This is a genomic window from Pseudomonas sp. GM33, from assembly GCF_000282295.1.
In the GTDB taxonomy this organism is placed as follows: domain Bacteria; phylum Pseudomonadota; class Gammaproteobacteria; order Pseudomonadales; family Pseudomonadaceae; genus Aquipseudomonas; species Aquipseudomonas laurylsulfatiphila.
Window position 1 is genome coordinate 1 of the sequence record NZ_AKJO01000152.1, and the last position, 24579, is coordinate 24579.

A 24579-nucleotide genomic window follows, 5' to 3' on the forward strand; every position below is an offset into this window, starting at 1 on the left:
CCGCAGGCTGCGATCTTTTGACTTTGTTGTTTAAGAGCAAGATCAAAAGATCGCAGCCTGCGGCAGCTCCCACATGGATCGCATTCCAGGTAGGAGCTGCCGCAGGCTGCGATCTTTTGATCTTACTGCTTTTGCGGCGGCAACTCGGGCAATGCGCGCAGCGCGGCTTCGTACCATTCGGTATTGAACGCGCGGTCTTCTTCGAGGATCGCGTCGATTTCTACCGCCAAAACGTGGGCCATCAGGTTGAGAATCTCTTCCCGCTCGTAGCCCACCAGTGTCAGCTTGTTGAAGGTCGCCTTGGCCGCTGGCGGGTTGTCACTTTCGATCTGATTTTCGATAGCTTCGATCAAGGTGTTTTCGGCGAACTCTTCTTCGTCGTCTTCGATATCGATTGGCTCGCTCATGGCAGGCTCCTCAGGGAAAGGCGGCCAGTTTACCCGTATTCATTGGCGTGATGCTGCTGGCAAGAAACTCTCGAGCGTTCTATAAACAGGCACTGCCCACCCCGCACGGCCTGGAGGCTTTGTGATGATCAAGCTTTATGGATTCTCCGTCAGTAACTACTACAACATGGTCAAACTGGCGCTGCTGGAAAAAGGACTGCCTTTCGAAGAAGTGCCGTTTTACGGTGGAACCACCCCCGAAGCACTGGCCATCAGCCCGCGAGGAAAGGTCCCGGTGCTGCACGTAGAACAGGGCTTCATCAATGAAACCAGCATAATCCTCGAGTACCTCGAGCAAAATCACAACGGCACGCCGCTGCTGCCGAGCGACCCATTTGAGCGCGCGCAGGTGCTGGCACTGGCCAGGGAAATCGAGCTGTATATCGAACTGCCTGCGCGAGCCTGCTACGCCGAAGCGTTTTTCGGCATGACCCTTCCGGATGCGATCAAGGAAAAAACCAAGGCCGAACTGTTGCTGGGGGTGGCTGCGCTGGGCCGGCACGGCAAATTCAGCCCTTACGTGGCTGGCGACAGCTTGAGCGTGGCGGATCTGTACTTCCTGTACAGCGTGCCGCTGGCGTGTGGCGTGGCGCACAAGTTGTTCGGCATTGATTTGTTGGCTGAAATGCCGAAGGCCAAGGCGTTGCTGGAGCGGTTGGGGGACAACCCGAACGTGCAGCGCGTGGCGGCGGATCGGGAAGCGGCGATGCCGGCGTTTATGGCGATGATTGCTGCCAAAAAGTAGTTCTGTGGCGTTCTGAAGTCAGTCATCGCGGGCAAGCCCGCTCCCACAGGATTCGTGTCGTGCCGCAGACTCGCGAACGACACACAACCCAGTGGGAGCGGGCTTGCCCGCGAAGCTTTTATCTAGCGGCTGGCCAGAAGTGCCTGACCGCGAGCGACAGCAGCCTTCACCTGCGCCGGCGCGGTGCCCCCGATGTGGTTACGGGCATTGACCGAGCCTTCGAGGGTCAGCACGGCGAACACGTCCTGATCGATCTGGTCGCTGAACTTGCGCAGTTCTTCCAGGCTCATTTCCGCCAGGTCCTTGCCGCTGTCCACGCCGTACTTGACGGCATGACCGACGATTTCGTGGCAATCACGGAATGGCAGGCCGCGACGCACCAGGTAGTCGGCCAGGTCGGTGGCGGTGGAGAAGCCGCGCAGGGCCGCTTCGCGCATCATCGCGTGCTTGGGCTTGATCGCCGGCACCATGTCGGCAAAGGCTCGCAACGAGTCGCGCAGGGTGTCGGCGGCGTCGAACAGCGGTTCCTTGTCTTCCTGGTTGTCCTTGTTGTAGGCCAGGGGCTGGCCTTTCATCAGGGTCAGCAGGCCCATCAGCGCGCCGAATACGCGACCGGTCTTGCCGCGCACCAGCTCCGGCACGTCAGGGTTTTTCTTTTGCGGCATGATCGAGCTGCCGGTGCAGAAGCGGTCGGGCAGGTCGATGAACTGGAATTGTGCGCTGGTCCACAGCACCAGCTCCTCGGAGAAGCGCGACAGGTGCATCATCGCGATGCTGGCGGCCGAGCAGAATTCGATGGCGAAATCGCGATCGGAGACGTTATCCAGCGAATTGCCGCCAACCGCGTCGAAACCCAGCAGTTGGGCGGTGTACTCACGATCGATCGGGTAGGTGGTGCCGGCCAGTGCCGCGCTGCCCAGCGGCATGCGGTTGGTACGCTTGCGGCAGTCGACCAGGCGCTCGTAGTCGCGGCTGAGCATCTCGAACCAGGCCAGCATGTGGTGCCCGAAGGTCACTGGCTGGGCGGTCTGCAGGTGGGTGAACCCCGGCATGATGCTGGCGGCTTCGCGCTCGGCCTGCTCCAGCAAGCCTTTTTGCAGGCGAGTGATTTCGGCCAGGATCAGGTCGATTTCGTCACGCAACCACAGGCGGATATCGGTGGCGACCTGATCGTTACGGCTGCGGCCGGTGTGCAGTTTTTTACCGGTCACGCCGATGCGGTCGGTCAGGCGCGCCTCGATGTTCATGTGAACGTCTTCAAGGTCGATGCGCCAGTCGAACTGGCCGGCCTCGATTTCACCCTGGATGGTCTTCAGGCCATCGATGATGCTGTCGCGCTCGGCATCGGTCAGCACGCCGACCTTGGCCAGCATGGTGGCGTGGGCGATCGAACCCATGATGTCGTGGCGATACAGGCGCTGGTCGAAGGTGACGGAGGCGGTGAAGCGGGCGACGAAGGCGTCGACGGGTTCACTGAAGCGGCCGCCCCAGGACTGATTGGTCTTGTCAGTGCTCATGAATTCGCTCGTATCGGCTTGAAGAAAGAAGGCGTGGAACGCTGGCGCGGATAATAACAGGGTTGCCAACCCTGTCGCTGACACTGGTCGCTACGTTTTTTGGTGTAGGAGCGAGCTTGCTCGCGATGGGCGTTAACGATGGCGCGTACTTCCTGGATAAACGCGTCGACGCCAGGTTCATTGCGAGCAAGCTCGCTCCTGCATTAGCGCAACGATATTTTTCAATTGAGCAATAACGTCCCGGCAACCGTCTACAGTTGGACAGTAGGATCAGCGCACTTCTCGGTGCAGCCGCTGACCTATAAGAAGAGGGGGGTGTTCATATTGCATATCAGCAAACCCTGTGGCGATGTGTCGCCAATGCGGGCCTGGGCCGCCAATCGCCCGGCAGATGAAAATTTAGCCGCCGGACCAGCGGCACTTTTTGACGCTCGGGCTAGTCTTAGCGTGGATCGCGGTGACGGACGTCACTTCACCTGTCTACGCTATCCTTGTGCGAGACTCACGCAGGAATCCAGCGCAATATGAATGTCCTGATCGTTGATGACGAACCCTTGGCCCGCGAGCGCCTGTGCCGAATGGTTGGCGAACTCGAGGGATACAGTGTCCTGGAGCCTAGTGCCACGAATGGCGAAGAGGCGTTGGCACTGATCGACAGCCACAAGCCGGATATCGTGCTGCTTGATATCCGCATGCCCGGCCTCGATGGCCTGCAAGTGGCTGCACGGTTATGCGAACGCGAAACTCCGCCCGCCGTGGTGTTCTGCGCCGGGCCCGATGAATTTGCCGTGGAAGCCTTACAGGCCAGCGCCGTAGGCTATCTGGTGAAACCTGTGAGAACTGAACAGTTACATGACGCATTAAAGAGAGCCGAGCGCCCAAATCGTGCCCAGCTCGCCGCCCTGACCCGTCCTGCTGCCGAAAGCGGCAGCGGACCGCGCAGCCATATCAGCGCCCGAACCCGTAAAGGAATCGAGCTGATTCCGCTGGATCAGGTGGTGTACTTCATTGCCGACCACAAATACGTAACCTTGCGTCACGAAAACGGTGAAGTACTGCTCGATGAGCCACTCAAGGCCCTCGAGGACGAATTCGGTGACCGTTTCGTGCGTATCCATCGCAACGCACTGGTCGCCCGTGAGCGTATCGAGCGACTGCAACGCACACCCCTGGGGCATTTCCAGCTGTTCCTCAAAGGCCTCAATGGTGATGCGCTGATCGTCAGCCGGCGCCATGTGGCTGGCGTGCGCAAGATGATGCAACAGCTCTAAACAGCTGTGCGCAGGCGAATTTCACACCCGATTGCCGGACATCCGGGGCCAGGGAGGCCGAGTAGTATCTGATACAAGTCAAAGTGGATTTGGCTGAGCTGTTATTATCCGCCGTATCTATTCAGTACGGATTGATCCATGTCCTCTCGCGAAATCCGCATCGCCACCCGCAAAAGCGCACTCGCCCTGTGGCAGGCCGAATACGTCAAAGCCCGCCTTGAAGCAGCTCACCCGGGTCTGCTGGTGACTCTCGTCCCCATGGTCAGCCGTGGTGACAAGCTGCTTGACTCACCGCTGTCGAAAATCGGCGGCAAAGGCCTGTTCGTCAAGGAACTCGAAACCGCGCTGTTGGACAATGAAGCCGACATTGCCGTGCACTCCATGAAGGACGTGCCGATGGACTTCCCCGAAGGTCTCGGCCTGTACTGCATTTGCGAACGGGAAGACCCGCGCGACGCCTTCGTTTCCAACACCTTCACCAGCCTGGACGAGTTGCCTCAGGGCAGCATCGTCGGCACCTCCAGCCTGCGCCGGCAGGCGCAATTGCTGACCTGTCGCCCTGATCTGGAGATCCGTTTCCTGCGCGGCAACGTCAACACGCGCCTGGCCAAGCTCGATGCCGGTGAATACGACGCCATCATCCTTGCCGCTGCCGGCTTGATCCGGCTGGGCTTTGAAGACCGCATCACTTCGGCCATCAGTGTCGACGACAGCCTTCCGGCCGGTGGCCAGGGCGCAGTGGGTATCGAATGCCGCAGCGCCGACAGTGAAATCCATGCGCTGCTGGCGCCCCTGCATCACCAGGACACCGCCACCCGCGTGACCGCTGAACGTGCCCTCAACAAGCACCTCAATGGCGGTTGCCAGGTACCGATTGCCTGCTACGCCGTGCTGGAGGGTGAGCAGCTCTGGTTGCGCGGACTGGTGGGCGATCCAGCGGGTGGCCTGCTGCTCAGCGCACAAGCCCGTGCCCCTCGCGGCGATGCCGAGGCACTGGGTGTGCGTGTCGCAGAAGACCTACTGAGCCAGGGTGCCGACGCCATTCTCAAAGCGGTCTATGGCGAGGCAGGTCACGAGTGATCGGCTGGCGCTTGCTGCTGACGCGTCCCGCCGATGAGGCGGCAGCGCTGGGCAGTTTTTTGGCCGAACAGGGGATTTTCAGCAGCAGTCTGCCGCTTTTGGACATCGTGCCGATTGCGGCGACTGACACAATGCGCCAAGTGATTCAAGCGCTGGAAAAGTTCTGCGCAATCATCGTGGTCAGCAAGCCTGCCGCCCGGATCGGCGTCGAACTGCTCGAGCGGTTTCGGCCGGCGCCGCCCGCTGTGAAGTGGTTCAGCGTCGGCGCGGCGACAGCGCAGATTCTCGAGTCTCACGGATTGGATGTGAGCTTTCCGGCAGAAGGCGATGACAGTGAAGCCTTGCTCGAACTTTCCCGCCTGCGCGAGGCTATCGCACCCCCCGATGCGCGAGTGCTGATTCTGCGCGGGGAGGGCGGGCGCGAGTTGCTGGCTGAGCGTTTGCGTGAGCTTGGTGCTAGTGTCGAGTATCTGGAGCTGTACCGCCGGGCAATGCCGATTTACCCGCCGCAAGTGCTGCGGCAACGGATCCAGGCGGAACGCCTGAACGGGCTGGTGGTCAGCAGTGGACAAGGTTTTGAGCACCTGCATCAATTGGCCGGCGATGCCTGGCCGCAGTTGGCGCGGTTGCCGTTGTTTGTACCAAGCCCCAGGGTTGCCGAGCTGGCACGTGCCGCCGGGGCCAAAACAGTTGTGGATTGTCGTGGCGCGAGTGCCGCGGCCTTGCTGACGGCGTTACGGGAGCAACCCGTACCCGTTTTCTGATGCAAAGGATGGATACGTGAGCGAAACAGCCTTGCCTAAAGATGACTCGCGACCGGTGCTTGATGTACCTGTTGATGCTCCTGTTAATGAAATGCCGCCGCCGCCACCAGCTGTCGAGCAGCGTCGAGGCAATGGTCTGGCCATCCTCGCGCTGCTGTTGGGCGCGGCCGGTGTCGCGGTGGGCGGTTGGGGTGTCTGGCAGGTGCGTCACCTGCAGGCCAACAATCAGCAGCAACTGAGCCAGGTACAGGCGTTGAATGACCAGGCGCAGAACCTCAAGCTCAATGAGGAGCGACTGAGTGCACGCCTGGCGCAATTGCCTCCTGCCGATGAGCTGGAAGCACGCAGTCGCCTGGTGATCCAGCTGCAGGGTGATCAGCAGCGTTTGAATCAGCGTCTGGAAACCGTACTCGGCGCCAGTCGCAAGGACTGGCGCCTGGCCGAGGCCGAGCACTTGCTGCGTCTGGCCAGTCTGCGACTGTCGGCCTTGCAAGACATCAGCAGTGCCCAGGCACTGGTCCAGGGTGCCGACGAGATACTGCGTGAGCAGAACGATCCGGGCTCCTTTGCCGCGCGCGAGCAGGTGGCCAAGACCCTGATTGCCTTGCGCAGTACCGAACAACCGGACCGCACCGGGCTGTTTCTGCGTCTGGGCGCGCTGCGCGATCAAGTGGCCAGCCTCACCGAGTTGGCACCGGAGTACAAGGACCGTGGCGATTCGCTGCTGGGCCTGACCGCCGATGGCGATGGTGCCAGTCGCTGGGCGCAATGGTGGGATCAGATTTCGCGCTACATCCGTATCGATTTCAATGCCGATAAAAACGTTCGTCCATTGCTGGCCGGCCAGAGCCTGAGTCAGGTACGCCTGGCCCTGAGCCTCGCGCTGGAGCAGGCACAGTGGGCCGCACTCAATGGTCAGGCCGCGGTGTACTCCCAAGTGCTGGACGAAGCGCGGGACATCCTCAAGGGCAACTTCAACCCGGACAACTCGCAAAGCAAAGTCATGCTTGAGCAGGTCGCCGAGTTGAGCAGGCAACCTGTCACCGTAGTTACCCCAGACATGACTGGCACTCTGAGTGCAGTGCAGGGGTACCTGGAGCGGCGCAACGTCAACGCCGAAGATTCGGTCAAGCCAATGGCCAGGCCTGCCGCGAACACCGCGCCGGAGGCCACGCCATGAAGCGCCTCTATGTGATCGTGTTCCTCGTGATCGCCGCTGCCGCAGCGCTGGGGCTGGCGATTGCCGAACATTCCGGTTACGTGCTGATTGCCTACAAGACCTTCCGCTATGAGTCGAGCCTGTGGGCTACTTTGGCACTGGTGGCTGTGCTGTGGCTGGTGATCTGGGGTATCAAGGCGCTGGTCGAACTGGTGATGGCTTCCAGCGGGGTGGTCAACCCGTGGTCCCGGCGTAACCGCAGCCGTCGGGTGCAGGTGGCGATCGAGCATGGTCAACTGGACCTGGCCGAGGGGCGCTGGGCCAGCGCGCAACGTCACTTGCATCGGGCTGCCGAGGCCGAGCGCCAACCGTTGCTTTACTATCTCGGTGCGGCCCGTGCCGCAAACGAACAAGGCAATTACGAAGAAAGCGACAACTTGCTGGAGCGCGCCCTGGAGCGTCAGCCTCAGGCCGAGTTGGCGATCGCCTTGAACCACGCCCAACTGCAGACCGATCGCGGTGACACCGACGGCGCCCTCGCCACCTTGCAAGCCATGCGCGAGCGCCATCCTCATAACGCACAGACCCTGCGTCAGTTGCAGCGTCTGCTTCAACAACGTGGTGACTGGTCGGCAGTGATTCGCCTGCTGCCGGAACTGCGCAAGGACAAGGTTCTGCCGGCGGCCGAACTCACCGAACTGGAGCGTCGGGCCTGGGGGGCGAACCTGTCTCTGGCGGCGCAACGGGAAGAAGGCGGAGCGGTGGGGCAGCAAGCGCTCGAACGTGCCTGGCAGCAACTGACCTCGGCGCAACGCCAGGAGCCGCAACTGGTGCTCGCCTATGCCGAGCAACTGCGGCAATTGGGGGCTCAGGTTGAAGCAGAGGAAGTCCTGCGCACCGCGCTCAAGCGCAGCTACGACAGTCATCTGGCTCGTCTCTACGGGCTGGTGCGCGGCAATGATCCGGCCCGCCAGTTACAGGCCGCTGAAGGCTGGCTCAAGGACCATCCGACCGATCCTGGCCTGCTGCTGACACTGGGTCGTCTGTGCCTGCAAAACAGTTTGTGGGGCAAGGCTCGGGACTATCTGGAAAGCAGCCTGCGTGTACAACGCAATCCGGAAGCCTGTGCGGAGCTGGCGCGGCTGTTGGCGCAAATGGGCGATACCGAGCGCAGCAACCAGCTGTTTCAGGAAGGCCTGGGATTGCTGGATGAACGCTTGCTCGCGGCCCCTCTGCCAGTGGCAGTCCGCGCTTGACCCATTCGCTGGCGCCAGGCTCCGGCGCCTGTGTGATGAGCTGCGACGAGGAAGCAATCGTCCTCGTCGCAGTGAGATGATTCGCTGAAACACGGTTCCCATTCTCGTCGCAGGCAAAGTCCTACAGAGGACTACTTTTTATCCTCTCGTCTGCGTCGGGATTTCCCTACACTTCTGCTGAAGTCTCCGTGGGCGCCTGCCTTGAAAGGCCGCCGCGCTTTCCTCTACCGTAACGGCCTGTCACTACTTTTACGGATAAGCCATGTCTTTGGCCTGCTCACGCTCCTTGTTTTTCATGGCTTTCATTGCGGGTGCCCTGGCGTTGGGCGTTTCCTACTACCTGGAATATGCAGTTGGCCTGCGGCCTTGCGGCTTGTGTCTGGTGCAGCGGTTTTGTCTGGCGCTCCTGACCGGTGTCTGCCTGATGGCTTCGGTCCATGGTCCAGGTCGCATTGGAACCGTTCTGTATTGGCTGCTCAGTCTTGGTTGCAGCCTGGCCGGCACTGTCACGGCGTGGCGACAGGTTCTGCTGCAAAGCCTTCCGATGGAACACGCAGCGGCGTGCTCGACCCATCTGGCGGATCTGTTCGCCGGTTCTGCGCTGCTCTCCGTCCTGCAGCAAGTGTTCAAGGGCGCTGTCGATTGTGTGGAAATTTCCTGGACGCTGTTCGACCTGAGTCTCACGGAGTGGAGCCTGCTGTTCTTCGTCGCGATGATGATTCTGGCTGTTTACCAGTCGTTGCGACTGGTCTGGATCAGCTATCAGCGACCGCTCAGCGACGAGTCGTCGCACCGGGCCTTTGCCGGCGATTAAACACTTGTATGAACTTTATCGCCTGCGTACCTTGAAGCCAGTGTCGTGCGGGCATAATCTGGCCCGCACGTGTCATTGGAATTATGTTGCTCGATGACGCTCTGCCTGACCGCCCACCGATGTTTACAAGAGGCGAGCGGGCATAGAGCAGCTGACCCACAAGGGAAGAGAGATCACCATGCTCGAAAGTTGTCAGAATGCTCAGGAACGCTGGGGTGGAGTGCACCTGCTGATCGATCGCTGGTTGCAGGAACGACACGAACTGGTCAAGGCCTATGACACGCTGGGCGCAAAGCCTGAGGCGCTGGGTGAGAACCGCAAGCCTTTGCAGGAATTCTGCGGCGTGCTGGTCGATTATGTATCGGCCGGGCACTTCGAGATCTACGAGCAACTGACGGGGGAGGCCAAGGCCTTCAACGACAAGCGTGGCCTGGAGCTCGCCGAGACGATCTACCCGCGCATCGACGTCATCACCGAAAAGCTGCTCGCGTTCAATGACCTGTGTGATGCAGGAAAGTGTGTCGCCGAAGAGTTCAAAACACTCGGCGGACTGTTGCATGAACGCTTCGAGCTGGAAGACTGCCTGATCGAAGTGCTGCACACGGCGCACAAGGAAGCCGATTCGGTTCAGGCCTGAAGCGCTTTCTGCAAGATCCCGAAACGGCGTGCCAAGGCACGCCGTTTTTCGTTTGTGTCGTCAGCCATTGGCACCGCGCAATTCGATTTCAAACACCAGTGGTGTGAACGGTGCGATCACGTCACCGGCACCCTCGGCGCCATAGGCCTGGGCCGAGGGAATCACCAGTCGCCATTTCGCCCCGACCGGCATGTTTTGCAAGGCGCTGCGCCATCCGGCGATCACGCTGTCGAGACTGAACCATTGAGGCTGACTGTTCTGATCGAACACCGTGCCGTCGGGCAAGCGACCTATGTACAGCACCTGCACCTTGCCGTTGGGTCCTGCCTTGGCGCCAGCGCCCGGCGTCAACTCGGTCAGCAGCACGCCGTCAGCCAGTTCGCGCACGCCGGGCCTGGCTTTCTCGGCGGCGAGAAAACGCTGTTCCTTTTCCAGTGCCAATTCACTTTGCGGCTCGGCTGACTGCATGGCAATCCGCGCTTCATGTTCGGTCAATATCTGCTGGATCTGCTCGTCTTTCAGCGCCAGCGGCTTGCCCTGATAGGCTTGTTGCAATCCCTCGACCAGTGCCTGGAGTTGCAGATCGGGAGCCTCCTGGCGCAAGCGTTCGCCAAGGCTCGCACCCAGGCTGTAAGCGAGATCGTGGGCTTCATTTTCCGGTGTTGTTTCGGCGGCCTGGGCCACCGAAAAGAACACACACAGTGATAAAAAAAGGCAGCGCGACATGGGCACTCTCCGACCTGAATTGCGGGCGATTATGCCAGTGAGAATGCGCGCAACGGTGAACTGCTTTCGCGTCGACGCAGAAGTTTTTCAGTCCTTTGCAACACAACGCTTTCGATAGTGTCAACATGCCCTAGCGGCGGTTGCTGCAGAGGTCTAGTATGAGCCGCACTCACTTCAGCCAGGAGGTAAACCATGTCGGCCACCAAGAAGCCAGTAAGCACTCCATTGCACCTGCTCCAACAACTCTCGGGCAGCCTGCTCGAGCATCTGGAAACCGCTTGTTCCGAAGCCTTGGCTGATGCTGAAAAACTGCTCGCCAAACTGGAAAAGCAGCGCGGAAAAGCGCAAGAAAAACTGCACAAATCCCGCACCAAATTGCAGGACGCTGCGGCGGCCGGAAAAGCCAAGGCGCAAGCCAAGGCCAAGGGCGCAGTAACCGATCTTGAGGAGTTGCTCGATGCTCTCAAGGATCGTCAATCGGAAACCCGCGGCTACATTCTGCAACTCAAGCGCGATGCCCAGGAAAGCCTGAAACTGGCCCAGGGTGTCGGTCGTGTACAAGAGGCTGTCGGCAAGGTGTTGTCCCTGCGCGCGGCCAAGCCTGCTGCGGCACCTGCGAAGAAAGCCGCTGCCAAACCGGCTGCTGCAAAAGCACCGGCCAAGCCTGCTGCTGCAAAGCCGGCCGCTGCCAAACCAGTAGCTAAAACCGCCGCAGCCAAACCTGCTGCCAAACCTGCAGCGAGAAAACCGGCCGCTGCCAGCGCCGCAAAACCGGCTGCTAAAACCACGGCTGCCAAACCTGCCGTGGCTAAAACCGCCGCTGCAAAACCAGCTGCAAAACCGGCCGCTAAACCAGCTGCCCGCACCGCTGCTGCGAAACCAGCTGCGAAACCTGCTGCCAAGCCGGCTGCAAAACCTGTCGCTGCAAAACCGGCCGCTAAACCAGCAGCCAAGCCAGCGGCAAAACCTGCTGTAAAAGCGGCTGCCAAACCTGCTGCAAAACCAGCCGCAAAACCAGCCGCAAAACCAGCTGCAAAACCAGCTGCAGCTAAACCAGCAGCCAAGCCGGCCGCTGCCAAGCCAGTTGCCGCCAAACCGGCTGCTGCAAAACCTGCTGCAAAACCTGCTGCAAAACCCGCAGCCAAACCTGCAGTGAAGAAGCCGGTTGCCGCCAAGCCAGCCACCGCACCGGTTGCCAAACCAGCCACCGCACCAGTTGCCAAGCCAGCCAACCCGGCTCCGGCGGCAACGTCTGCTTTGGCAGCAGCCACCTCGACAGCCACGCCAGCGCCAACGCCGGCCGCCGCATCGATCGCAGCAACCACCCCAACCAGCGCTTCCTAAGTGCCGGTTGCCGCGACGCGCAGCTGATGCAGCGCGTCGCGGTGCAGGTGGGCGGCCTCGGCCGTCGCACCTTCCAGCCAGGCCGCCAGATCGGTCTCGGCACTTTGCGGCCAACTCTGCGCCGCACTCTCCAGTCGCAAAAACAGATGTCGTTCGGCTTCCAGCTCGAGTGCCTTCACTTGTTCACGCAGAGCATGCAGATCTGCGTCTTGCGCAGCCCCGACCTTCCATTGTGTGCGCAAGGTACGTAACGGCCGTACGACATCGGTGTCCCACGCCAGGGCCACGCTGCGTAGTTGCTGCAAGCGCTGTTCATTGCAGGCCACGCCTCGTTGTCCCAGCCACGCACCACACAGCAACAGACACACATTGACCCCCGCCGACTGCAATTGCAGGCATGCCTGCTCAACACCGGGACGGGCGTAGGTGGTCAGGGAAAAGCTCCACAGGTCAGAGGACATAGTGCTACTCGCGCCAGTTGCGAGCGAAGCTGGTAGACTCCGCCGCCATTATGATTCGACTTCAGAACCTGACTTTACAGCGTGGCCCGCAACGTCTGCTAGAAGACGCCGAGCTGACCCTGCACGCCGGCCAGAAAGCCGGCCTCATCGGTGCCAATGGCGCCGGCAAATCGAGCCTGTTCGCCTTGCTTCGGGGCGAACTGCACCCGGACTCGGGTGATTGCTTCCTGCCGGCCGACTGGCGTATCGCCCACATGCGCCAGGAGGTCGACACCCTCGAACGCCTGGCGGTCGACTACGTGCTCGATGGCGACCTGCGCCTGCGTCAGGTGCAACGCGACCTGGCGGCAGCCGAAGCGGCCCATGACGGTGCCGCACAGGCCCGCCTGCATTCGGAACTCGACAGCGCCGACGGTTACACCGCCGACGCCCGGGCACGCAAGTTGCTGGCCGGTCTTGGGTTCACCAACGAGCAGATGGATCGTCAGGTCGGGGATTTCTCCGGTGGCTGGCGGATGCGTCTGAACCTGGCGCAGGCTTTGATGTGCCCGTCGGACCTGCTGCTGCTCGACGAACCGACCAACCACCTGGACCTCGACGCCATTATCTGGCTTGAGGAATGGCTCAAGAGCTATCCGGGCACCCTGATGCTGATCTCCCACGATCGGGACTTCCTCGATGCCGTGGTTGACCACGTGGCCCACGTCGATCAGCGCAAGATCACCCTGTACCGCGGTGGCTACAGCGCCTTCGAGCGTGCCCGTGCCGAACGCCTGGCCCAGCAACAGCAAGCCTACGAGAAGCAGCAGGCGCAACGTGCGCACATGGAAAGCTACATCGCCCGCTTCAAGGCCCAGGCCACCAAGGCCCGTCAGGCCCAGAGCCGGATCAAGGCCCTGGAGCGGATGGAAGAGCTGACCGCTGCCCACGTCGATTCGCCGTTCGACTTTGTCTTCCGCGAATCGCAGAAAATTTCCAGCCCGCTGATCGACCTGTCCGATGCCCGCCTGGGTTACGGTGACAAAGCCGTGCTGGAGAAGGTCAAGCTGCAACTGACCCCGGGTGCGCGAATCGGTCTGCTCGGCCCTAACGGTGCCGGTAAATCGACCCTGATCAAGAACCTCGCCGGTGAACTCTCGCCATTGGCCGGTCGCCTGACCCGTGGCGAGAACACCGTGGTCGGTTACTTCGCCCAGCATCAGCTCGACTCTCTGGACTCTAAAGCCAGCCCGTTGCTGCACTTGCAGCGCCTGGCACCGACCGAGCGCGAACAGACCCTGCGCGACTTCCTCGGCGGTTTCGACTTCCGTGGCGCGCGGATCGACGAGCCGGTGCTGAATTTCTCCGGTGGCGAGAAAGCGCGCCTGGCCCTGGCCTTGATTGCCTGGGATCGGCCGAACCTGTTGCTGCTCGACGAACCGACCAACCACCTGGACCTGGAAATGCGCCTGGCGCTGACCATGGCCCTGCAGGAGTTCAGTGGTGCGGTACTGGTGGTCTCTCACGATCGTCATTTGCTCAAAAGCACCACCGACAATTTCTATCTGGTGGCGGATGGCAAGGTCGAAGAGTTCGACGGCGACCTGGAGGACTACACCCGCTGGCTGGTGGAGTATCGCCAGCGCAATGCCCCGGTCAGCAGCACCCCGGTCAATCCGGACAAGACCGACAAGAAAGCCCAGCGTCAGGCCGCAGCGGCGTTGCGTCAGCAACTGGCCCCACACAAGCGTGAGGCGGACAAGCTCGAAGCCGAACTGGGCAAGCTCCACGAAAAACTGGCGAAGGTCGATACCAGCCTCGGCGACAGCGACATCTACGAGCCGGCGCGCAAGAACGAATTGCGTGACCTGCTGGCCGAACAGGCCAAGCTGAAAGTGCGTGAAGCGGAGCTGGAAGAAGCGTGGATGGAAGCCCTGGAATTGCTGGAAAGCATGCAGGCGGAGTTGGAGGCACTGTCCTGATGGACGCCTTCAAGCTGCCGTTGCCGGCGGTGTGGGTCGAGCCGATCTGGCTCGGCGTGCAAATCCTGCTGATCCTGCTCGCCGGCTACTTCACCCAGCGCTTCGTCGCCAAAGGCCTGACCCGTCTAGGTGAGCGTTACCCGTTTCCGCCGCAATTGATGATGCCGCTGCGGGGCGGCTTGCGCTGGCTGATCATGGGCAGCGCGCTGATTTTCGTCCTTGAGCGACTCGGTGTATCGGCCACGGTACTCTGGACCGCGTTGTCCGGGTTCGTCGCGGTCGCGGCGGTGGCGTTTTTTGCCATGTGGAGCGTGCTCTCGAACCTGTTGTGCGCGATCCTGATCTTTACCGTCGGCCCGTTCCGCATAGGTGACGTGGTCGAGTTGGTGGACACCACCGACAAGCCCGGCGTCAAAGGTCGGGTGGTGGCGATCAATCTTCTTTACACCACGTTGCTCGAGGCCGAAGAAGTCGGAACCGGCAGCGCCATGGTGCAGGTGCCCAACAGTTTGTTCTTCCAGCGTTCGGTGCGGCGCTGGCGCGGGACGGATGTGTTTCCTTCCAGCGGGTTTGAAAAGTAAACCTTCTGCTGCCTGATACACCGCTTTCGCGAGCAAGCCCGCTCCCACAGGTGATCGCGTTCTTATTAGCGACATCGGTCTGATGTGGGAGCGGGCTTGCTCGCGAAAGGGCCCTCAAGCACTGAACGCTGGTCGGCCGTCGCCATGTCCTACAAAAATTCGGTAGTCATCCAACCAAAGCCGCATTAGCTTAGACGTCTGTCACGAGTCCAAGTCGAGGTGTGCAATGGAGCTTCAAACATGGCTGGCGTTTTTTGCCGCCTGCTGGGTGATCAGCCTGTCCCCCGGTGCCGGCGCCATTGCGTCGATGTCCAGCGGTCTGCAATACGGCTTCTGGCGCGGCTACTGGAACGCCCTGGGCCTGCAACTGGGCCTGGCTTTGCAGATCGCCATCGTCGGTGCCGGTGTCGGCGCCATTCTCACCGCGTCGGCCACGGCCTTCTACGCCATCAAATGGTTTGGCGTGGCGTACCTGGTTTACCTCGCGATCAAGCAATGGCGTGCGCTGCCCAGCGATATGAGCGATGACGCGGCGGTGCGCCAGATCGGCAAGCCGATGGCCCTGGTGTTCCGTGGTTTTCTGGTGAACATCAGCAACCCCAAGGCGTTGGTGTTCATGCTGGCGGTGCTGCCGCAGTTCATCGACCCCCATGCTCCGCTGCTGATCCAGTACCTGGTGATCGGCGTGACCATGGTCTTCGTCGACCTGATCGTCATGGCCGGCTACACGGGTCTGGCGTCCAAAGTGCTGCGTCTGCTACGCACACCAAAACAGCAAAAACGCATGAACCGGACATTTGCCGGGCTGTTCATCGGGGCGGCGGCGTTTATGGCGACGTTGCGCAGAGCCGCCGTGTAAAACGGCGACTGACAAAAAAAGGCGACCTTGGTCGCCTTTTTCGTTTGGGGAGCCGTTCCCGAAACCAATGCAATTACGAAGAAGTATCAACAAAGCTTGAGCGAAACCCGTTGGGCGATAACAATATGTAACTTCGTTTTTCAAATTGAGATTCATTCATGATTGCCCCCTCCCGTTTCCTGGCCTGGCTGTTGCTGCCGCTGTTGGCTGCGTGCAGCTTTCAACTGCTGGCTGCCTCCGCCGAAGGTACGCCGCAGGCGCTGCACTTGCTCGACTACATCGGCGCGGATTACCCGGGCACGGTACAGTCGGGCAGCATCACGGACCCGTCCGGATTTCGCGCGCAGCAAGAGTCGGTCAGGACCCTGGGCGGTCTGATTGCAGCCATGCCGGCCAAGCCGGAAAAAGCCGCGCTGGAGCAAAGCCTGGCCGCGCTGGGAAATTCCATCGACGCCCATCAGGACGGTGCCGACGTCGCACGCCAGGCCCGGCAACTGGGTGCGAAGCTGGCCGTGGCCTATGAAGTCAGCCAGGCCCCGGTCATTACTCCGGACCCGGTACGGGGCGCGCCGCTGTACGCTCAGCATTGCTCGGTCTGCCATGGCGATACAGGGGCCGGCGACGGCCCGGCGGGCGTCGGCATGACCCCAGCGCCGACCGATCTGCGTAATGCCTCACGGCTGGACCGCCTGAGCCTCTACGCGATCTACAGCACCCTAGGCCAAGGCATTGAAGGCACTGACATGCCGGCTTTCGCCGACCAGCTGGATGATCGTCAGCGTTGGGACCTGGCCACCTATATCGCCAGCTTCAGTGTTGACCCGGCGACGGCCAAGGCTGAAAAGACCTACAACATCGCCGACCTCGCTCGTCAGACCCCGGCCGAAGTACAGGCCGTCGAAGGTCCGCAAGCCGCCGCGACCTTCCGTGCCCAGCGGGCGCAACCGCCCCAGGTCAAGCGTGGTCCGGCACAACTGCTCGACTATACGGCAGCTACCTTGGACAAGAGCATCGCGGCGTATCGTGCCGGTGAGCATGATCAGGCTTATGATTTATCGGTAGCGGCGTATCTGGAAGGCTTCGAGCTGGTCGAGAGCTCGCTGGACAACATTGACGCCAACGTGCGTAAAGACACGGAAAAATCCCTGATGGCCTACCGTCAGTCGTTGCAGGACGGCTTGCCGGTGAGCGAGGTCGAGCAACGCCTGGACGTGGCCAAGGACAAGTTGAAGGCATCGGCCGGCTTGTTGGGCAGCGACGGTTTGAGCTGGTCGCTGAGTTACATTTCCGGCTTGCTGATTCTGCTGCGCGAAGGTCTGGAAGCGATCCTGGTGCTGGCGGCGATCCTGGCCTTCCTGCGTAACACGGGCCAACAGGCGGCGGTGCGCAGCGTCAACGTCGGTTGGGGCCTGGCATTTCTGGCCGGGTTGGGCACCTGGGCGCTGGCAGCCTATGTGATTGATGTCAGTGGTTCGCAGCGCGAGTTGCTAGAAGGCGCGACGGCGTTGTTTGCCAGTGTCATGGTGCTGTGGCTGGGCGTGTGGATGCATGACCGTCGTCACGCGGCGGCCTGGCAGGATTACATCAAGTCCAGCCTGGTGGGTGGCGGTGGGCGTTTCGGCTTCGCGACCCTGGCGTTTTTCTCGGTGTATCGCGAACTGTTCGAAGTGATTTTGTTCTACGAAACTCTGTGGCTGCAGGCAGGTCCCGCAGGGCACAACGCCGTGTTGGCCGGTGGGGCCACGGCGGTGGTGCTGCTGGTCGGCCTGGCCTGGGTGATTTTGCGCGGTTCGGCGAAGTTGCCGCTGGCGCTGTTCTTCAGCATCAATGCGGGTCTGCTGTGCGCCTTGTCGGTGGTGTTTGCCGGGCATGGCGTGAAAGCGCTGCAGGAAGCCGGGATTTTCGGCACGCGGCCGGTGCCGTTCTTTGACTTTGACTGGCTGGGGATCCACGCCGATGCCTACTCGCTGAGTGCTCAGGCCGTGGCGATCATTGCGATTGTCGTGTTGTATGGTCGTAGCCGGGTGGTTGAGAAGCAGCGGGTGCAGGCTTCTTAAACAACAGCATTCGCTGCGCTCACATTCGCGGGCAAGCCCGCTCCCACAGGTTTAGCGCTAACCTGTGGGAGCGGGCTTGCCCGCGATGCTTTTCAACAGAGGAATATACAATGCGTGTGTGGATCGACGCCGATGCCTGCCCACGGGCAGCCAAGGATCTGGTGGTGAAGTTCGCCCTCAAGCGCCAGTTCGAAGTGGTGCTGGTGGCCGGGCAGCCGCAGACCAAACCGGGGCTGGCGCTGGTCAAGCTGATCGTGGTGCCGAGCGGCCCGGATGCGGCGGACGATTACCTGGTGGAGCACGCGGTGCCTGGTGAACTGGTGATCTGTAGCGATGTGCCGCTGGCCGATCGTCTGGTGAAGAAGGGCGTGGCAGCGCTCGACCCACGGGGCAAGGAATTTGATGCGCAGAATATGGGCGAGCGGCTGGCGGTGCGCAACCTGTTCACCGATTTGCGCGAACAGGGGCAGATGGGGGGTGGGCCAGCGCCGTTTGGCGAGCGTGAGAAGCAGGCGTTTGCCAATGCGCTGGACCGGATCCTCACACGGCTGGCCCGCAATTCTTGAGACCTGCGGCGAACCTTGTGGGAGCGAGCTTGCTCGCGATAGCGGACTTACAGACAACATCAAAGTTGAATGTGTTGGCCCCATCGCGAGCAAGCTCGCTCCCACATTTTTGAAGGGTGTCAGGCGTCGTTTTCGTGGGTCAGTTCCAGTACGCGGTCTACAAGCTTGTTGATCCCCGAGGCCACTTCACTGATCGATTGCGCCAGCATGTAGGCCGGGGTGCTCACCAGTTTGCGTGCCTTGTCTTCGACGATGTCACTGACCGCGCAATCGGTATGGGTCGCGCCCATCTTGTTCATCGCGGCAGCGGTGTCGGTGTCATTGCCAATGGTGCAGGTGACGCCGGGACCGTAGATTTTGGCCGCCAGGGCAGGGGAAATGCACATCAACCCCACCGGCTTGCCGGCTTCGGCAAAGGCTTCGGTCAGGGCCAGGACATCCGGTTGAACGGTGCAGCCGGCGCCTTCAATGGCGAAGTTGGACAGGTTCTTGGCTGAGCCGAAGCCGCCGGGCACGATCAACGCGTCGAAGTCATCGACGTTCGCGTCACGGATGTCCTGGATGTTGCCCCGGGCAATCCGCGCCGACTCGACCAGCACGTTGCGCGATTCGGGCATTTCTTCGCCGGTCAGGTGATTGATGACATGCAATTGCGCGATGTTCGGTGCGAAGCACTGCACCTGCGCCCCGCGTTGATCCAGGCGCAGCAGGGTGATGACGCTCTCGTGGAGCTCGGCGCCGTCGTACACGCCACAACCGGAAAGGATCACTGCAACTTTTTTGCTCATGGGCTTTTCTCCAGATTCATGGCGTTAAATGTCCACTAATTTGTCACTCGTTGCCATAGGGTTAATTCGCGGTTACACATAGCATTTGTCCTCAGGATTCCGATCAGGGCGCGTCATGGACTTCATTCTGTACGCGGTGCCGTTCTTCTTTGTGCTGATCGCCCTCGAGCTGCTGGCCGACCGCAGGCGCGGGGTGAGCAACTATCGGGTGGCTGACGCGATCAACAGCATCAGCACCGGCGTGCTGTCGACCACCACGGGACTGCTGACCAAAGGCATTGGAGTGGTGACCTACGCGTTCGCCTTCCAGCATCTGGCGCTGTTCGAATTGTCGGCCGATAGCGTCTGGACCTGGGTGTTTGCCTTCGTCTTCTACGATTTCTGCTACTACTGGCTGCATCGCCTGGGCCACGAGCGCAACATTCTCTGGGCCGCGCATTCTGTGCATCACCAGAGCGAGGACTACAACCTGTCCACGGCGTTGCGCCAGACCAGTACCGGATTCCTCCTGGGCTGGATCTTCTATCTGCCGATGGCAGTGTTTGGCGTGCCGCTGCTGGTGTTCGTCAGTGTCGCGGCGCTAAACCTGCTGTATCAGTTCTGGGTGCATACGCGGCACATTCCCAAGCTTGGCTGGTTCGAATGGTTTTTTGTCACGCCATCCAATCATCGGGCCCACCATGCACAGAACGCTCTCTACATGGATCGCAACTACGGCGGCGTGTTCATTATTTGGGACCGTCTGTTTGGCTCGTTCCAGGAAGAAGACGATAACGAGCCAGTGGTCTTCGGCGTGACCACCCCGCTGGCGAGCTGGAATCCCCTGTGGGCGAACGTGCAGTTCTACGCGCAGTTGTGGGCCGATGCGCGGCGTGCCGAAAGCACCTGGGACAAGCTGCGGATCTGGTTCATGCGCACGGGCTGGCGCCCGGCGGACGTGGCGGCCAGATACCCGATGAACAAGCCGGACCTGAACCAGTTCCGCAAATTCGAGGTGCCGCTGGACGGGCGTCAGCAGCGCTACGTCCTGTTGCAGTTCTGCGTCTATATCGCACTGGGCAGCTACTTGATGAATCTCGAACCGAAGCTGTCAGTCGCCGCCCTGGTACTGGGCTGGGGAGCGGTGGCGTTCGGTCTGTTTGTGCTGGGCGTGGCCCTGGAGAATCGCCCGTGGGCGTTGAAGCTGGAGCTGGTGCGGCTGGCGTCGAATCTGCCATTGGCATGGCTGGCCCCGATGGTGGGGCTGTGGCCGACCAGCGCCGTGGGCTGGGTCGGCCTGCTCAGTTACAGCCTGTTGAGCGGCATCGGTCTCTACTGTTGCAGAAGCCGCATCACTCGGTTGGCGTCGTAGGGCCTTCGGTATTGGTCCGCGCAGCTTTCAGGGCCTGCTCGTCGGCATAGACCTGCTTGGCCAGGCGGGCATTCTTGAAGCGCCGGCGCAGCCACAGCACGAGGCCCAGGACCAGCAGGGCGCCGAGCACCCAAAGTTCGTACTTCTTCACACTGCCGAGCATGCCTTCGAGCACTGCGCCGAAATGGTACGCGGCCGCCGCCAGGGCGGCGGCCCAGATCGCCGCGCCAATGCCGTTGAGCAGCAGGTAACGCCCCGGCGGATAGCCCGACAGCCCGATGGCCACCGGCATGACCGTACGCAAGCCGTAAACGAAGCGGAAGCTCAGTACCCAGATGTCCGGATGCTTGCGAATGTGTTCCAGCGCCCGGTCACCCATCATCTGCCAGCGCGGCTTGCGCGCCAGCAGTTTTCGACCGTGCTTGCGTCCCAGGAAATACCACAGTTGGTCGCCGGCATAGCTACCGAAGAAGGCCACGACCACCACCAGGTTGATGTCCATGTATCCACGGAACGCGAGGAAGCCCGCGAGTACCAGGATGGTTTCGCCTTCGAAGAACGTGCCTAGAAAAAGGGCAAAGTAGCCGAAGTCATGCAGAAATTGTTGGAGCATTGTCTGGGTGCTGGCGAAATGAACGCGCAGCCTAACCCTTCGGACACATTCAGGAAAGTGTCCAAATGTGTCTCGACGTGAACATTTCCTACAACGACAATGGAATGCGGCTACACGTCGCAGGGTGCACATAACTGTCATACGTTCGTCATAATGGGCACTTATAACTGTCACGCTCGCCCGTCTGCGCGGGCTCAGGAGTCTGCCGTGAGCTTTACCCCCGCCAACCGTCTGTTCCCCGCAACCCGTCTGCGCCGCAACCGTCGTGACGACTTCTCGCGTCGACTGGTCCGCGAAAACGTCCTGACCGTCGATGACCTGATCCTGCCGGTGTTCGTTCTGGACGGTGAAAACCGTCGCGAAGCGGTGGCTTCGATGCCGGGCGTCGAACGCCTGACCATCGACCTGTTGCTGGAAGAGGCGGCCAAGTGGGTCGAACTGGGGATTCCGGCGCTGGCGCTGTTCCCGGTGACACCTTCGGAACTCAAGTCTCTGGATGCTGAAGAGGCCTGGAACCCGGAGGGCATCGCCCAGCGCGCCACCCGCGCCCTGCGTGCGCAATTCCCTGAGCTGGGCGTGATCACCGACGTGGCCCTGGATCCGTTCACCACCCACGGTCAGGACGGCATTCTTGATGAAGAAGGCTACGTGCAGAACGACATCACCGTCGACGCACTGGTCAGGCAAGCCCTGTCCCACGCCGAAGCCGGCGCTCAGGTCGTGGCCCCATCGGACATGATGGACGGTCGCATCCAGGCGATTCGCGAAGCCCTTGAAGTGGCCGGTCACGTCAACGTGCGGATCATGGCCTACTCGGCCAAGTACGCCAGTGCCTATTACGGCCCGTTCCGTGATGCGGTCGGTTCGGCGTTGAACCTGGGCAAGGCCAACAAGGCCTCCTATCAGATGGACCCGGCCAACAGCAACGAAGCCCTGCACGAAGTCGCGGCGGACTTGTCAGAAGGTGCGGACATGGTCATGGTCAAGCCGGGCATGCCGTACCTCGACATCCTGTGCCGGGTCAAAGAAGAATTCAAAGTGCCGACGTTTGTCTATCAAGTCAGCGGCGAATACGCCATGCACATGGCGGCGATCCAGAATGGCTGGTTGAGCGAAGGGGTTATCCTTGAGTCGCTGACCGCTTTCAAACGTGCAGGCGCCGATGGCATCCTGACGTACTTTGCCGTTCGTGCCGCTCAATTGTTACGAGAGCAGAAATAGCCCTCCCAGGAACATTCGATGAATACCGAAGTACTCACTGAAGTTGCCGTAAAAGACGCTCAACCGGTGGTGGAGCAAGTCGACGAGACCCCGCCGGAGCTGGAGCCAGCTCCGCCCGCGGCGGTCGTCGAACCCGCTGCGGCAGCACCGGCGGTGGCCATTCCCGGTCTGGATGACAGCAGCCTGTACATCCACCGCGAACTGTCACAACTGCAGTTCAACATCCGCGTGCTGGAGCAGGCGCTGGACGAGTCCTACCCATTGCTGGAGCGGCTGAAGTTTCTGCTGATCTTCTCCAGCAACCTGGACGAGTTCTTCGAAATTCGCGTCGCCGGCCTGAAGAAGCAGATCACCTTCGCCCGTGAACAGGCGGGCGCCGATGGTCTGCAACCGCATCAGGCGCTGGCGCGCATCAGCGAACTGGTACACGGTCACGTCGACCGTCAGTACGCGATCCTCAACGACATTCTGTTGCCGGAACTGGAGAAGCATCAGGTCCGCTTCATCCGTCGCCGCAATTGGACGACCAAGCTCAAGACCTGGGTGCGCCGCTATTTCCGCGACGAGATCGCACCGATCATCACCCCCATCGGCCTTGACCCTACGCACCCGTTCCCCTTGCTGGTGAACAAGAGCCTGAACTTCATCGTCGAGCTCGAAGGTATCGACGCCTTCGGTCGCGACTCCGGTTTGGCGATCATCCCGGCGCCACGTCTGCTGCCGCGCATCATCAAGGTGCCGGAAGAGGTCGGCGGCGCCGGCGACAACTATGTATTCCTGTCGTCGATGATCCACGCTCACGCCGATGACCTGTTCCAGGGCATGAAGGTCAAGGGTTGCTACCAGTTCCGCCTGACCCGCAACGCCGACCTCGCGCTGGACTCCGAAGACGTCGAAGACCTGGCCCGCGCCTTGCGCGGCGAGCTGTTCTCCCGCCGCTACGGTGACGCAGTGCGCCTGGAAGTGGCCGACACTTGCCCGAAACACCTGTCCGACTACCTGCTCAAGCAGTTCAACCTGAGCGAGACCGAGTTGTACCAGGTCAACGGTCCGGTGAACCTGACGCGGCTGTTCAGCATCACCGGCCTGGACAGCCAGCGCGAGCTGCAATACCTGCCGTTCACCCCGCAGATCCCGAAACTGCTGCAGAACAGCGAGAACATTTTCAGTGTGATCAGCAAGCAGGACATCCTGCTGCTGCACCCCTTCGAGTCGTTCACCCCGGTGGTCGACCTGCTGCGCCAGGCCGCCAAGGACCCACACGTGCTGGCGGTGCGCCAGACCCTGTACCGCTCCGGCGCGAACTCGGAAATCGTCGATGCGCTGGTGGATGCGGCGCGTAACGGCAAGGAAGTCACGGCGGTGATCGAATTGCGTGCGCGGTTCGACGAAGAATCCAACCTGCAACTGGCCAGCCGACTGCAAGCGGCCGGTGCGGTGGTGATCTACGGCGTGGTCGGCTTCAAGACCCACGCCAAGATGATGCTGATCCTGCGTCGCGAAGCGGGCGAGATCGTGCGTTACGCGCACCTCGGTACGGGTAACTACCACGCCGGCAACGCCCGCCTGTACACCGACTACAGCCTGCTGACCTCCGACGACGCCTTGTGCGAAGACGTCGGCAAACTGTTCAGCCAGTTGATCGGCATGGGTAAGACGCTGCGCATGAAGAAGTTGTTGCACGCGCCGTTCACCCTGAAAAAGGGCATGCTCGACATGATTGCCCGGGAAACCCAGTTCGCCCTCGACGGCAAACCGGCGCACATCATCGCCAAGTTCAACTCGCTGACCGATCCGAAGATCATCCGCGCGCTGTACAAGGCCAGCCAGTCAGGCGTGCGCATCGATCTGGTGGTGCGTGGCATGTGCTGCCTGCGGCCGGGCATCGCCGGGGTTTCCCACAACATCCATGTGCGTTCGATCATCGGTCGTTTCCTGGAGCACACCCGGGTCTTCTACTTCCTCAACGGCGGCGACGAGCAGATGTTCCTGTCCAGTGCCGACTGGATGGAACGCAACCTCGACAAGCGCGTCGAGACTTGCTTCCCGGTGGAAGGCAAGAAGCTGATCATGCGGGTCAAGAAAGAGCTGGAGCTGTATCTGACCGATAACACCCACAGCTGGAGCCTGCAGCCGGACGGTCGTTACATCCGTAACACACCGACCGGCAACCAGAACCCGCGCAGCGCCCAGGCGACATTGCTGGAGCGTTTGGGCAGTCCGATTCTGGCGGTTCGGTAACGCCAGCAACCTGTGGGAGCGAGCTTGCTCGCGATAGCGGACCGTCAATCGACACTTCGTTGCCTGACATGCCGTCATCGCGAGCAAGCTCGCTCCCACAGGGGTGAACATCGACTGCTGT

Annotated in this window: 23 protein-coding genes; 17 read left to right on the forward strand and 6 right to left on the reverse strand. The window is 61.1% G+C overall.

Annotated features, from left to right (window positions below):
* Positions 1–122 precede the first annotated feature (122 nt).
* The gene (locus PMI26_RS04775; protein WP_007978820.1) at positions 123–407 is read right to left on the reverse strand and encodes a hypothetical protein; all 285 of its coding nucleotides are present in this window, start codon (positions 405–407) and stop codon (positions 123–125) included.
* Positions 408–531: 124 nt separating this feature from the next.
* On the opposite strand from PMI26_RS04775, the gene PMI26_RS04770 reads away from it, so the two are divergent.
* Entirely contained in the window at positions 532–1191 is a 660-nt protein-coding gene (locus PMI26_RS04770) for a glutathione S-transferase family protein (RefSeq protein ID WP_007978823.1), read from the forward strand.
* A gap of 122 nt (positions 1192–1313) precedes the next feature.
* On the opposite strand, the gene argH is transcribed toward PMI26_RS04770, so the two are convergent.
* The gene (gene argH, locus PMI26_RS04765; RefSeq protein ID WP_007978825.1) at positions 1314–2708 is read right to left on the reverse strand and encodes an argininosuccinate lyase; all 1395 of its coding nucleotides are present in this window, start codon (positions 2706–2708) and stop codon (positions 1314–1316) included.
* Between the two features lie 524 nt (positions 2709–3232).
* On the opposite strand from argH, the gene PMI26_RS04760 reads away from it, so the two are divergent.
* From PMI26_RS04760 to PMI26_RS04730, 7 genes are all read left to right on the forward strand, one after another.
* Entirely contained in the window at positions 3233–3979 is a 747-nt protein-coding gene (locus PMI26_RS04760; protein WP_007978827.1) for a LytR/AlgR family response regulator transcription factor, read from the forward strand.
* 138 nt (positions 3980–4117) lie between these two features.
* On the forward strand, positions 4118–5059 hold the full coding sequence (hemC, locus tag PMI26_RS04755) for a hydroxymethylbilane synthase (protein ID WP_007978829.1): 942 nt from the start codon (positions 4118–4120) through the stop codon (positions 5057–5059).
* Complete coding sequence (locus PMI26_RS04750; protein ID WP_007978830.1) at positions 5056–5823, forward strand: uroporphyrinogen-III synthase; 768 nt, start codon at positions 5056–5058, stop codon at positions 5821–5823. Before hemC ends, PMI26_RS04750 begins: the two co-directional genes overlap by 4 nt.
* Positions 5824–5839: 16 nt before the next feature.
* On the forward strand, positions 5840–7003 hold the full coding sequence (locus PMI26_RS04745) for a uroporphyrinogen-III C-methyltransferase (protein ID WP_007978832.1): 1164 nt from the start codon (positions 5840–5842) through the stop codon (positions 7001–7003).
* Positions 7000–8238 (forward strand): heme biosynthesis protein HemY, encoded by a 1239-nt coding sequence (locus tag PMI26_RS04740; protein ID WP_007978834.1) that lies wholly within the window; start codon positions 7000–7002, stop codon positions 8236–8238. Before PMI26_RS04745 ends, PMI26_RS04740 begins: the two co-directional genes overlap by 4 nt.
* A gap of 262 nt (positions 8239–8500) precedes the next feature.
* Entirely contained in the window at positions 8501–9052 is a 552-nt protein-coding gene (locus PMI26_RS04735) for a disulfide bond formation protein B (RefSeq protein ID WP_007978836.1), read from the forward strand.
* 178 nt (positions 9053–9230) lie between these two features.
* Entirely contained in the window at positions 9231–9689 is a 459-nt protein-coding gene (locus PMI26_RS04730) for an Rsd/AlgQ family anti-sigma factor (RefSeq protein WP_007978838.1), read from the forward strand.
* Between the two features lie 60 nt (positions 9690–9749).
* Here PMI26_RS04730 and PMI26_RS04725 read toward each other — a convergent pair whose 3' ends face one another.
* Positions 9750–10415 (reverse strand): FKBP-type peptidyl-prolyl cis-trans isomerase, encoded by a 666-nt coding sequence (locus tag PMI26_RS04725; RefSeq protein WP_007978841.1) that lies wholly within the window; start codon positions 10413–10415, stop codon positions 9750–9752.
* Positions 10416–10607: 192 nt separating this feature from the next.
* Here PMI26_RS04725 and PMI26_RS30940 point away from each other — a divergent pair, with 192 nt between their 5' ends.
* The gene (locus PMI26_RS30940) at positions 10608–11759 is read left to right on the forward strand and encodes an AlgP family protein (RefSeq protein WP_007978843.1); all 1152 of its coding nucleotides are present in this window, start codon (positions 10608–10610) and stop codon (positions 11757–11759) included.
* On the opposite strand, the gene PMI26_RS04715 is transcribed toward PMI26_RS30940, so the two are convergent.
* A complete protein-coding gene (locus PMI26_RS04715) occupies positions 11756–12220 on the reverse strand; it encodes a TIGR02444 family protein (protein ID WP_007978845.1) in 465 nt (154 codons plus the stop codon). The two genes, PMI26_RS30940 and PMI26_RS04715, sit on opposite strands and share 4 nt — an antisense overlap.
* Positions 12221–12270: 50 nt before the next feature.
* Here PMI26_RS04715 and PMI26_RS04710 point away from each other — a divergent pair, with 50 nt between their 5' ends.
* The 5 genes from PMI26_RS04710 (at position 12271) to PMI26_RS04690 (ending at position 18244) form a co-directional block, all read left to right on the forward strand.
* Complete coding sequence (locus PMI26_RS04710; protein WP_007978847.1) at positions 12271–14181, forward strand: ATP-binding cassette domain-containing protein; 1911 nt, start codon at positions 12271–12273, stop codon at positions 14179–14181.
* A complete protein-coding gene (locus tag PMI26_RS04705; RefSeq protein ID WP_007978849.1) occupies positions 14181–14762 on the forward strand; it encodes a mechanosensitive ion channel family protein in 582 nt (193 codons plus the stop codon). The genes PMI26_RS04710 and PMI26_RS04705 overlap by 1 nt, the downstream gene beginning before the upstream one ends.
* Before the next feature lie 226 nt (positions 14763–14988).
* Positions 14989–15621, forward strand: a complete 633-nt coding sequence (gene rhtB, locus PMI26_RS04700) for a homoserine/homoserine lactone efflux protein (RefSeq protein WP_007978852.1) — start codon at positions 14989–14991, stop codon at positions 15619–15621.
* Positions 15622–15779: 158 nt separating this feature from the next.
* Positions 15780–17678 carry an FTR1 family protein gene (locus tag PMI26_RS04695; protein WP_007978853.1) on the forward strand — a complete coding sequence of 633 codons (1899 nt, stop codon included), beginning with the start codon at positions 15780–15782 and terminating at the stop codon, positions 17676–17678.
* Between the two features lie 110 nt (positions 17679–17788).
* Positions 17789–18244 (forward strand): YaiI/YqxD family protein, encoded by a 456-nt coding sequence (locus PMI26_RS04690; protein WP_007978855.1) that lies wholly within the window; start codon positions 17789–17791, stop codon positions 18242–18244.
* 119 nt (positions 18245–18363) lie between these two features.
* On the opposite strand, the gene elbB is transcribed toward PMI26_RS04690, so the two are convergent.
* Positions 18364–19032 carry an isoprenoid biosynthesis glyoxalase ElbB gene (elbB, locus tag PMI26_RS04685; RefSeq protein WP_007978857.1) on the reverse strand — a complete coding sequence of 223 codons (669 nt, stop codon included), beginning with the start codon at positions 19030–19032 and terminating at the stop codon, positions 18364–18366.
* Positions 19033–19147: 115 nt separating this feature from the next.
* Between elbB and PMI26_RS04680 the strand changes: the two genes are divergently transcribed.
* Positions 19148–20383, forward strand: a complete 1236-nt coding sequence (locus PMI26_RS04680; protein ID WP_007978859.1) for a sterol desaturase family protein — start codon at positions 19148–19150, stop codon at positions 20381–20383.
* On the opposite strand, the gene PMI26_RS04675 is transcribed toward PMI26_RS04680, so the two are convergent.
* A complete protein-coding gene (locus PMI26_RS04675) occupies positions 20364–20996 on the reverse strand; it encodes a DedA family protein (RefSeq protein WP_007978862.1) in 633 nt (210 codons plus the stop codon). The genes PMI26_RS04680 and PMI26_RS04675 overlap by 20 nt on opposite strands.
* Before the next feature lie 207 nt (positions 20997–21203).
* Between PMI26_RS04675 and hemB the strand changes: the two genes are divergently transcribed.
* Together hemB and ppk1 are read left to right on the forward strand one after the other, a co-directional pair.
* Positions 21204–22217, forward strand: coding sequence for a porphobilinogen synthase (hemB, locus tag PMI26_RS04670; protein ID WP_007978864.1), 1014 nt, complete (start codon positions 21204–21206; stop codon positions 22215–22217).
* An 18-nt stretch (positions 22218–22235) separates the two neighbouring features.
* A complete protein-coding gene (ppk1, locus tag PMI26_RS04665; protein WP_007978866.1) occupies positions 22236–24458 on the forward strand; it encodes a polyphosphate kinase 1 in 2223 nt (740 codons plus the stop codon).
* Positions 24459–24579 lie beyond the last annotated feature (121 nt).

Bases quoted from the DNA above. Each gene is read 5' to 3' on its own strand.
- argH (WP_007978825.1), bottom strand. From the start codon at position 2,708: ATGAGCACTGACAAGACCAATCAGTCCTGGGGCGGCCGCTTCAGTGAA.
- PMI26_RS04715 (WP_007978845.1), bottom strand. From the start codon at position 12,220: ATGTCCTCTGACCTGTGGAGCTTTTCCCTGACCACCTACGCCCGTCCC.
- PMI26_RS04725 (WP_007978841.1), bottom strand. From the start codon at position 10,415: ATGTCGCGCTGCCTTTTTTTATCACTGTGTGTGTTCTTTTCGGTGGCC.
- PMI26_RS04735 (WP_007978836.1), top strand. From the start codon at position 8,501: ATGTCTTTGGCCTGCTCACGCTCCTTGTTTTTCATGGCTTTCATTGCG.
- PMI26_RS04770 (WP_007978823.1), top strand. From the start codon at position 532: ATGATCAAGCTTTATGGATTCTCCGTCAGTAACTACTACAACATGGTC.
- ppk1 (WP_007978866.1), top strand. From the start codon at position 22,236: ATGAATACCGAAGTACTCACTGAAGTTGCCGTAAAAGACGCTCAACCG.
- PMI26_RS04680 (WP_007978859.1), top strand. From the start codon at position 19,148: ATGGACTTCATTCTGTACGCGGTGCCGTTCTTCTTTGTGCTGATCGCC.
- PMI26_RS04695 (WP_007978853.1), top strand. From the start codon at position 15,780: ATGATTGCCCCCTCCCGTTTCCTGGCCTGGCTGTTGCTGCCGCTGTTG.
- PMI26_RS04740 (WP_007978834.1), top strand. From the start codon at position 7,000: ATGAAGCGCCTCTATGTGATCGTGTTCCTCGTGATCGCCGCTGCCGCA.
- PMI26_RS04710 (WP_007978847.1), top strand. From the start codon at position 12,271: ATGATTCGACTTCAGAACCTGACTTTACAGCGTGGCCCGCAACGTCTG.
- rhtB (WP_007978852.1), top strand. From the start codon at position 14,989: ATGGAGCTTCAAACATGGCTGGCGTTTTTTGCCGCCTGCTGGGTGATC.
- hemC (WP_007978829.1), top strand. From the start codon at position 4,118: ATGTCCTCTCGCGAAATCCGCATCGCCACCCGCAAAAGCGCACTCGCC.
- PMI26_RS04775 (WP_007978820.1), bottom strand. From the start codon at position 407: ATGAGCGAGCCAATCGATATCGAAGACGACGAAGAAGAGTTCGCCGAA.
- PMI26_RS04690 (WP_007978855.1), top strand. From the start codon at position 17,789: ATGCGTGTGTGGATCGACGCCGATGCCTGCCCACGGGCAGCCAAGGAT.
- PMI26_RS04730 (WP_007978838.1), top strand. From the start codon at position 9,231: ATGCTCGAAAGTTGTCAGAATGCTCAGGAACGCTGGGGTGGAGTGCAC.
- PMI26_RS30940 (WP_007978843.1), top strand. From the start codon at position 10,608: ATGTCGGCCACCAAGAAGCCAGTAAGCACTCCATTGCACCTGCTCCAA.
- elbB (WP_007978857.1), bottom strand. From the start codon at position 19,032: ATGAGCAAAAAAGTTGCAGTGATCCTTTCCGGTTGTGGCGTGTACGAC.
- PMI26_RS04675 (WP_007978862.1), bottom strand. From the start codon at position 20,996: ATGCTCCAACAATTTCTGCATGACTTCGGCTACTTTGCCCTTTTTCTA.
- PMI26_RS04760 (WP_007978827.1), top strand. From the start codon at position 3,233: ATGAATGTCCTGATCGTTGATGACGAACCCTTGGCCCGCGAGCGCCTG.
- PMI26_RS04705 (WP_007978849.1), top strand. From the start codon at position 14,181: ATGGACGCCTTCAAGCTGCCGTTGCCGGCGGTGTGGGTCGAGCCGATC.